Raw genomic sequence first — 9,332 nt, forward strand, 5'->3', positions numbered from 1 at the left:
GGCCTCTTCTCGTCAACAAAGAGAGGCGTAAGCATCTCACGAGACGGTATGCATCCTCAACGCCGGCAAGGCCGATGCGCACGTCCGGATCACGGTCTACTTCGAGGATCGCAAGCCCGTCGGGCCCTATTGCGTTACGGTTCCCGCGCGCCGCACGCGGCACATCCGGTTCAACGATCTACTGAAACCACAGCCGATTCCGAAGGAGGCGGCCTTCTCCACCGTGATTGAATCCGACGTTGCCGTTGTTGTTCAGCACACGCGTCTGGATTCCCGTCAGGCCGCGCTGGCTCTGCTCAGCACCATCGCGTTTCCCGTTCCGTAACGTTCAACTGGAGGTGGACATGTTTGAATTGCGGAAGAAAGAATTCTGGGCGCAATGGGCGCCCCTGGCGCTACGGCTGGTCATCGGATGTGGCTTTGTGGTTCACGGATGGGCCAAGCTGAGTAAAGGGCCGGATAAGTTCGCGGGCGTGCTTGACTGGATCGGAGTTCCGCTGCCAGAAGTGATGGCCTGGGTGGTCACGCTCGTTGAAATTTTCGGCGGGCTGGCTATTCTCGTGGGAGCCTTTGTCACGCTCGTGACCATCCCGCTTGTAATCGTTCATCTTGTGGCGATGTTCGGCGTCCACTGGCAGTACGGCTTCAGCTCTGTCAATACGGTGGGGCTGACAGCGGCAGGTCCGCAGTTCGGTCCACCCGGTTTCGAGGTAAATCTTCTGAATATCGCGGGGTTGCTCGCGATAGGCCTTGGGGGCGGTGCGGGGGCTTTATCCGTTGATCGGCTACTCGCGCGCAGGAAAAACACTTCGTAGCACAGTCATGCGGACCGCGTTGGGTATGCGAAAGAGGTATCGGGCCAAGTCTGCCATTGCCACACCGCTCCTTCTGCGCTTTGCGCAACTTGCCTCTCCCCGGTTCCCCGGCGCCTACGTCTCCGGCAGGCAAACCTTTACACAATCTTTATGATCTAAGTGCGATGTCGCACAGACAATATACAGCTGCCGGACGAAGCTCGTAAGCCAGGTTCGGTCGACAATAAACCAAGGAGACGAGAATGGATAAGCCGAAAAGCGTGCTCTTGCGCATGTTCATCGCAATCAGCGTTTTGGCAGCGATCGCCGGTTGCGGCAGCGATGGCGATGGCGATAGCGCCGCGCCCGCGCCCGCCGGTTCCGATGGTCCGGCGCGCATCGTGAACGGCCCGCAACAGCAAACCGGAAATGCGGCCGCCGGCCAGAATGTGTATCGCTTCGCGACCTTCGGCAACGAACGTTTCTGGACCGATGCGCTTCGGCTGCAGCAGGGAATCATCGCGGCCAATGTCACGCCGCTACAGGCGCTGCAACTCGGCTTGCATGTCGATGTCGATGCCCCGCGCCTGCCCGCCGCCGTGAGGCAGCAACTGGCTGCCGAACTGGCCGCCGATCCGAGCGGGGCAACTTCGTCCGTGCTCAATACTCCGGCCAATACCGCGGTGCTGGTTAGCGCCGACGCGGTTATCGGGCTTTCCCCCAAGGACAGCAATGGCGATGGCGTGATCGACATCACCAACGGCGACAAGACCGGCGCAACCTGTGCGTTGTGCCACACCATCACCGACGCCTCGGTATTCAGGTCGGCGACTGGCGGCGGCACGATCGGCGTTCGCCAGGATGGCCGCGCGACCCACACGCTCGATTTCGGCAGCCTGATCGCCTTGGGGCAAAACTCGATGGCGTATTACCCGGTGCTGCAGCTCAGGCTCGCAGCCAATGGCAATACAACGCTCGGCCGCGCGTCGAATCCGGGCTTGACCGAAAACTCGACCGAAGCCGAGGCCGACGCCTATCTCAGGGACAAGGCTTCTTATCCGGTCGGCATGTTCGACGACACCGTCGACGGCAACGGCGACCCGATGCACAACATGCCGCTGTTCGAGCAGGATCTCGCCTTTCCGTACGGCAGCGACGGCACCATCACGACGCAAGACAATTTCGCCAACACGGTCTACACGATACTGTTCGATCCGACCCTGCTGACCACGACGGGCGGACGCGCTTTTCTCACTACGCTGGGCGGCGCCGCTGCCGGGAATGAAATCGTCGATGATTATATCGCCGTGCTGGCCAGGACTGGCGTCACCGGCCCGTTCCCCTACGTGCAAGCTGCACCGCCGGGCGATCCGGCGCTGGCCGGCACCGAGGCCTTTCCGGCCGGAGTGCGCGTCGACAACACGATGCTCGCGGATATGAACGCCTATTTGTTCAGCCTGCCCGCGCCGGCTGGCGTCGATGGCGATGCGCAAGCGATCGGGCGCGGCCGGCAACTGTTTCGCACGGTTGGCTGCACCGGTTGCCACAACGTCGATCAGGCGAGAGCCGTTCCGGGCTTCGTCGTAGCGATGGCGACCATTTTCCCCGGCGATAATCCCGTGACGCTGCTCGCTTCGCGTGCGACGCCGATGTTTCCGACGCTAAACCCGATCCTCGATACGCCGGGCAATATCTTCGACGACAAAATGGCCGTGGTTAACGCGACCCTGCGCGGCGAGATACGCGGAACCGGATTGCCGCTGCTGCTCGATCTGGCGCGCAAGCCGGTGTTCCTGCACGACAACAGCGTGCCCAGCCTCGACAACCTGCTCGATCAATCGCGCGGCGCCAACGCTCCGCACCCGTTCTATCTGACCGACAGCGCGCAGCGCGCCGACATGGTGACGTTCCTGAGAAGTCTGGATACGAGTAATTAGCCCGCGATTCGTGAACGCGAAGCATCTCAAAAATCCCGAGAGGCGTCGCGTTCGGCCTTCCAAGTACAAGCGCTCGTCCAACTCGCGCAAGGCCGGACCGTAACTGAGAGGGACGGGCCTGACGGCTCTACCGAGCCCAGCAGCGGGTGTGAAGATCAAATGAAAGCGGCCTTTTTAAAGATGTTAGCTACAAGCCTGCGTTGCAACCCTGAACGCCTGCAGCACCGAGGGCGGCTCTGCCGCCGCCGTTGCGCCTCGGGGTCCGATGGTCCCGCGGCGGCGGCTACCCCGATTCCACATCAGCGCGGAAATGCCGCGATCGGCCGCGATGTTTTCCGCTTCGAAACTTTCGGCAACGAGGGCTTCAAGAGCTTTTTCCGAATTTGCAGCAATCCTTCCTCGGTATCAGCCTCGGCCGGGCGCCTTCGGGCTTAGGTCCTGAATCGACCGAGGCCGAAGTCGACGCCTATCTAGGCAACCCTGCCTATTATCCGGTCGGCACCTTCGACGAGACGCAGGATGGCCATGCGCCAACCAGTGGAGCGGCGCGCCATGCGTCGTTAGCGGACTGGCCGCACGGCAATGGAATTTTTTTTCGAGGAGAACGATTATGGGATCGATCAAGAAGCGAAACCTGGTGCAATCGGGCATGCTCGCCCTGGCGGTACTTGCGGCGGTAACGTTCACACCGGCCACGACTTCGATATTAAGTTCGACGGCGTTCGCCGGGGAACCCGACCAAGCGCTCGATCGGCTTGAGCGATTGCTGCGATCGGCGCGGCGCGTAGGCGCCGTGTATGTGATGACCAATGGCGTCGATGGCAATGCCGTCGTCAGCTTCCGGCGGGCGCCCGATGGTAGCTTGCGCAGAGGCCGCGCATTCGACACGGGCGGTCGCGGCACTGGGAACTTACTCGAAAATCAGGGTTCGCTGGTTCTCAGTCAGGGCGGCGAGTGGCTCTTTGCCGCCAATCCCGGCAGCGATGACATCTCTGTCTTCAGCGTGCTGGAAGGCGAAGGGCTGGTGCTGGTTGATCGAGTTTCTTCGGGCGGTGACCGTCCGCTTAGCCTGACCGTCAGCGAGGATTTGCTTTACGTCGTCAATGCCGGAGGCGCGAATAACATTACCGGGTTTACCATCGGCGCGGACGGCAAACTAACGCCACTCGCCGATTCGACCCGCCCGTTGAGCACCAGCGCCGTCGAACCCTGCCCGGCTCTCGTCCGTGATTTAGGAGACCCCACCGACAACCTGTGCGCAGCCGCCGGCCCCGCGCAAATTCAGTTCAGCCCGGGCGGCGAAGTACTGGTCGTCACCGAACGGCTCACTAACGGAACAGGCTTGATCGACACCTACACGGTTGGAAACGACGGACGTACCAACGCACTCACAACACGTCCGCCCGCCGGCGGATTGTCGCCTTTCGGGTTCGACTTTGCCCAGCGCAATTTGTTAGTCGCCACCCACAACTTTTTTGACGGGCCCGGCCTCGGCGCCGCAGCTTCCTACCGAGTTGCCGTGGATGGTGGTGTGAGCACCGTGACTCCAAACCTGTCCAACGGCCAGACCGCCTCGTGCTGGCTGACCATCACCAACAATGGGCGCTACGCCTACGTGACGAACCCGATTTCGGCCACTGTCACCAGCTACTCAATCGCGCGCGACGGCAGCCTTAGCTTGCTGCAGGCGGTGACCGCCGATTTAAGTGGCGGCGATCCCAGAGACCCGGCTCTGACCGACAATGGCCGCTACCTATATGTGCTTAATAATACAACGGCGGTCGTCAGTGCTTTCCGGGTGGAAGGAGATGGCAGCCTAACGCTTTTGGATTTTAAGGCGGCGGATGGATTCCCATCGGGCGCCAACGGCCTCGCCGCGCGCTAACGAAGCAGGGGAATCCGCGGCTGCAACAAATGGAAGGAAAAGCCGGGGATCGAGCCGCAAGCGAAAGCTTACGCAAAGCGCGGAGAGAACGACTGGCAGCCGGGCAGCCCGTCAGGATACTCTTGGCAAGCCCAAAATGCGCCAATCTTTACATAATCCTGACCGAATATGTATGGTAGCGCACATAGCGCGGACCATTCGCTCTTTATAATTCCAATGCGTCGGTCGAATTCACAGGGCGTGGGCGCCGCCTCGGCGCTGCAACGAACGCGCATTAGCGCAAACTTTAATTCGGCTAAAAAAGATAACGAGGGAGACGAGAATGCATGGAACAAGAAGCGTCCTTTCAAGAAGCGTTGATTGCGCTTGCATCGCCGCAGCAATAGCCGGCTGTGGTGGCAATGTAACAAGGGTGACAATGCCACGGCTCCCCCGCAACTCAGCGTTCCGATGGCCCGTCTAAGGCGGGACTCCTACTCCCCGTCAGGACGGCAACGCCGCCGCCGGGCGGGATGTTTCCGCTTCGAGACCCTCGGCAACGAACGCTTCTGGACGGATGCCGCGCGCGGCTGCCCAAAGGCATTAAGGATGCGAAGGTGACGCCCGTCCAAGCTTTAAAGTTGGGTCTAATGGTGGATGTCGAGGCACTGGACTCGGCCACCCAGCAAGCTGTGGCGGCAGAACTCAAGACCGACTTGTCACGGGAAAATGCTCCACTGCTTAATGACCCCAGGACGACTTCGCGTTGCTTGTAATGATCGCTGCGATCCGGGCGGCGTAGGCCGCACCGTAGTTGAGGGTGGAGTGGTCAACGAATCTACCGATCCCAAGCAGCGCGCGCGGAAACGAGGAGATTAAAATGAAAGCTGCCTTTCTAAAGATGATGCTCACTGCGGCAGGTTGCGCGGCAGTCCTAAGCAGTTGCAGCACTGAGGGCGGCCCTACCGCCGTTGCGCCTCGGGGCTCCGATGGTCCCGCGACGACGGCTAGCCCGCCTGCGCATCAGCGCGGAAATGCCGCGACCGGCCGCGATGTTTTCCGCTTTGAAACTTTCGGCAACGAGGGCTTCTGGACCGATGCCGCGCGCTTGCCGAAGGGAATGATGGACGCGAAGTTCACACCGAAGCAGGCTCTGGAGGCCGGGCTGCAAGTCGATATCGACGCCGTCGATCCCGCGCTGCGGAAGAAGATGGAAGCGGAACTAAGAACCGATATGTCACCGCAGAACGCCCCCATGCTCAACGACCCTAAGACGACGGTCGCGCTGATTAACGCGAATGCCGTAGTCGGCATGGTTCCGAAAGACTCCAACGGCGATGGCAAGCTCGACGTCACGAACGGCGACAAGGTCGGTGTCGCTTGCACGATCTGTCATACCATCACCGACAAATCGGTGTTCGACTTGCCCAACGGTGGCTCGATTGGCCGCCGCGTCGATGGTCCTGCCGCGCTGACGTTGAACGTCGGCAAGCTGCTGGCCATGGCCGCCAACTCAAGAGCTTTTTATCCGAATTTGCAGCAATCCTTCCTCGGTATCAGCCTCGGCCGGGCGCCTTCGGGCTTAGGTCCTGAATCGACCGAGGCCGAAGTCGACGCCTATCTAGGCAATCCCGCCTATTATCCGGTCGGCACCTTCGACGAGACACAGGATGGCCACGGCAATCCGGTCAAAAACACTCCGCTGTTCCGTCAAGATCTGGCGGCACCGTATGGCAGCGCGGGCGAGTTCAAGCTGCTCGATGACATCAGCAACGCGTCCTACACGACCAACCTCGATCCGACGACCTTGGTAACGGCCGAGGGACGCGAGCTGCTGCAGATCAAAGCCGGCCGCGCCGGCAAACAAATGGCCGACGAGTACGCCAAAATACTGAAAGACACGGGCGTAACCGGCTACCCATTCGTCAAAGCCAAACTGACCGGCAAGGCCGGCGATCCCGCCAATCCGGTGGGACGGCGCGTCGACAACCAGAAACTGCTCGACATGAACGCCTACCTCGACAGCCTGCCCGCTCCCGCCGGCGTCAAAGTAAACGCCGAGACGTTTGCGCGCGGCCGGCAACTGTTTCGCGCCAACTGCACAGAATGTCATAACGTCGATCAAGGCAAATTCGTGCCGCCGACGCTCGTGGAGATGAAAGCTATCTGGCCTGCCTACATCCCGATTCCGGTTGGTCTGCGCGGCGATTCCAGGCTCAGCACAATTGTGAATTCGCCGGGAATTTTCGATGACAAGATGATCGTTGTCGACGCCAGCGACCGCGGCGAGAAACGTGGTAACGCCCTGCCGCTGCTGCTCGATTTGGCGCGGACAAATATTTTTTTGCACGATGCTTCGGTGCCGAGCCTGGATAACTTGCTGGATCCGGTGCGTGGCGACGACGCTCCGCATCCGTTCTATCTCAAGGATGCCGGGCAGCGGGCCGATATGGTGACGTTCCTGCGTAGCGCGGATACGAGTAATTGACCCATGAAGCCACTTTCCAAAGCCAGGCTGATCGCGCACTTCCATCGCGGTGGCGCTGCTTTGGTAGCCGGCGGTTTGCGCCGTAAGCGGAGGTGCCCCGTCGCAATCATCGGATGCCAAGTCTGACATTCGGCGCTTGCGTGCCGCGTTGCATGGCGTCCGCAAAGATTTCAACAGTCGGATAACGCTGCTTAAGAACACGCCGCTGTACTCGCTGGCCTGTAAGTTTGCCGCGCCATAACTGACCAATCCAAGGAGCTATTAGTCAGCCCAGGTGCCATCTTTCACAAAAGACAACGCCATGAACCAGACAGCCGCGCAAGGATCGATTCTCATTGTCGAAGACAATCCCACAACCTCCCAGCTTTTGTCGGTCTATCTCGAGCGCGAAGGGTACAACACCGTCGCCGCCTTTTCGGGGCAGCAGGCTTTGGATCTGGCTGCCCGGCATAACGTGGTGTTGACCGTGCTTGACATCATGCTGCCCGATCTTGATGGATGGGAAGTCTGCCGCAGGTTGCGCAGCGCATCCACGGTTCCGATCATGATCGTCTCGGCGCTCGGCCAGGCGCATCAGCGCCTCAAAGGATTTACGCTCGGCGCCGACGATTACCTGGCGAAGCCTTTCAGCTTCAGCGAACTCGTTGCGCGGGTCAAAGCGATTCTGCGCCGCACTGGCGTGGAGACGGCCGAAACCGCACTCTCGTGCCGCGGCCTCACGCTCGACCTCGACAAACGCCAGGTTACGCTGAACGGTCAGCGCATCCAGTTGACGCGCTCCGAGTATCGGCTGCTGGAGGCGCTGATGACATCGCCCGGCCGCATTTTTTTTCGCGGCGAACTGATGAAGAGGCTTTATCCGAACGGCGGCGTCGTCGTCGATCGCGTCATCGATGTTCATATCGGCAACCTGCGGCAGAAGATCGAAGTCGAGCCGTGTCGTCCTCAATACGTACTGACCGCGCGCGGCCTCGGCTACGCGTTCACCGATGAGGCGGCGCCTGCTGCCGACCCAACGCTTGGCTAAACTGGCGGTACAAAGCCGCCTCGTCTGGAAACTGCTTGGCATCATCGCGCTCGCGATTCCGCTGGCGCTCGTAGTCGTCTGGCTGGCCATCGATTTTTTTGCCCTCGACTATTTCAGTTCGCTGCTCGAACAATTTGGCGTTCCGCAAAAGGAAAAGGTCATGGACATGTTCCTTGACTCGGTGCATCGCTACCTGCTTTGGTCCGGCTTTGCCGCCATCATCCTGGCTCTGGCTTTGAGCTTCGTGCTGATCAAGATGATTCTGCGCCCGCTGTACCAGATGATTGCCATTACCGGAAAGGTTTCCGCGGGCGACTACACAGGGCGAGTCGAAGTCTCGTCCGCGGACGAGGTCGGCCAGTTGGGGGAAGCCTTCAACATGATGATCGACAACCTGAACCGGCTTGAAAATCTGCGCAAAAAATTGGTCGTCGACGTCGCTCACGAACTGCGCGCGCCGCTGACCAATATGCGCGGCTACCTCGAAGCCTTGAGCGACGGCATCCTGCCGCCGTCGAAAAAAATCCTCGAATCGCTGCATCAGGAAACCTTGCGGCTCGGCAACCTGGCCGAAGATTTATTGAGCTTGAGCGTGGCCGATGCCGCGCGTCTGACGCTCGAACGCCGAAAAATCGATCTCGGCGAACTGCTTTCCCATAGCCTCAATCTCTTCAAAAACGAGTTCGCCGAAAAAGCGATCGCCGTCGAAACTAAAACACCGAACGAGCCTGTCGAAGTCATCGCGGATGCCGAAAAGCTCGCCCAGATCCTGCAGAACCTGCTCGACAACGCCTGGAAATTTACGCCGCACGGCGGCCGCGTGCGCATTGCAATGGAACGGTCGCCAGGCCGGATTCGGGTCGTGTTCGCGAACACCGGTGAACCGCTGTCGGATGACGATCTGCCGCTGATTTTCGAACGCTTCTATCGCGCCGAAAAATCGCGCTCGCGCGACGGCGGCGGCGCGGGCATCGGCCTTGCGATCGTCAAGGAGCTCATCGAAGCGCACGCTGGCAAGGTCGGCGCCGAGAACTCAGGCGGCGCCATCCGTATCTGGTTTACCTTGCCTGCCTGAGGCGAAGATTTCCCGGGCTCGCATTCTTTACCGAATCCTTACCGGTAAAGCGCGACAACGCACATAACCGGACTGTCCAACTTGCCATGCAGCAATCATTCGGCAGGCCGCTGTAAGGCCACGGTCTAGGCTACGACTCAACAGGTA

At 60.3% G+C, this 9,332-nt stretch carries 7 protein-coding genes; all 7 read left to right on the plus strand.

What is annotated here, in order from left to right; genetic code table 11:
- Positions 1–52: 52 nt before the first annotated feature.
- A complete protein-coding gene (locus H0V78_08795) occupies positions 53–325 on the plus strand; it encodes a sensory rhodopsin transducer (protein ID MBA2351869.1) in 273 nt (90 codons plus the stop codon).
- Positions 326–344: 19 nt separating this feature from the next.
- Positions 345–815 (plus strand): DoxX family protein, encoded by a 471-nt coding sequence (locus H0V78_08800; protein ID MBA2351870.1) that lies wholly within the window; start codon positions 345–347, stop codon positions 813–815.
- Positions 816–1,117: 302 nt separating this feature from the next.
- Positions 1,118–2,731: a hypothetical protein gene (locus H0V78_08805; protein MBA2351871.1), complete on the plus strand. Its 1,614-nt coding sequence runs from the start codon at positions 1,118–1,120 to the stop codon at positions 2,729–2,731.
- A gap of 610 nt (positions 2,732–3,341) precedes the next feature.
- Positions 3,342–4,616 carry a beta-propeller fold lactonase family protein gene (locus H0V78_08810; GenBank protein MBA2351872.1) on the plus strand — a complete coding sequence of 425 codons (1,275 nt, stop codon included), beginning with the start codon at positions 3,342–3,344 and terminating at the stop codon, positions 4,614–4,616.
- An 883-nt stretch (positions 4,617–5,499) separates the two neighbouring features.
- Complete coding sequence (locus tag H0V78_08815; protein ID MBA2351873.1) at positions 5,500–7,083, plus strand: c-type cytochrome; 1,584 nt, start codon at positions 5,500–5,502, stop codon at positions 7,081–7,083.
- 301 nt (positions 7,084–7,384) lie between these two features.
- The gene (locus tag H0V78_08820; protein ID MBA2351874.1) at positions 7,385–8,110 is read left to right on the plus strand and encodes a response regulator transcription factor; all 726 of its coding nucleotides are present in this window, start codon (positions 7,385–7,387) and stop codon (positions 8,108–8,110) included.
- On the plus strand, positions 8,103–9,185 hold the full coding sequence (locus H0V78_08825; protein MBA2351875.1) for a HAMP domain-containing protein: 1,083 nt from the start codon (positions 8,103–8,105) through the stop codon (positions 9,183–9,185). The genes H0V78_08820 and H0V78_08825 overlap by 8 nt, the downstream gene beginning before the upstream one ends.
- The last annotated feature ends 147 nt before the right edge of the window (positions 9,186–9,332 follow it).

It is taken from the genome of Burkholderiales bacterium (genome assembly GCA_013695435.1).
Taxonomy (GTDB): Bacteria; Pseudomonadota; Gammaproteobacteria; order Burkholderiales; family JACMKV01; genus JACMKV01.

What these genes read in the sequence shown, in the direction of transcription:
- H0V78_08815 (MBA2351873.1), top strand. Translation starts at nt 5,500, where the DNA reads ATGCTCACTGCGGCAGGTTGCGCGGCAGTCCTAAGCAGTTGCAGCACT.
- H0V78_08810 (MBA2351872.1), top strand. Translation starts at nt 3,342, where the DNA reads ATGGGATCGATCAAGAAGCGAAACCTGGTGCAATCGGGCATGCTCGCC.
- H0V78_08820 (MBA2351874.1), top strand. Translation starts at nt 7,385, where the DNA reads ATGAACCAGACAGCCGCGCAAGGATCGATTCTCATTGTCGAAGACAAT.
- H0V78_08800 (MBA2351870.1), top strand. Translation starts at nt 345, where the DNA reads ATGTTTGAATTGCGGAAGAAAGAATTCTGGGCGCAATGGGCGCCCCTG.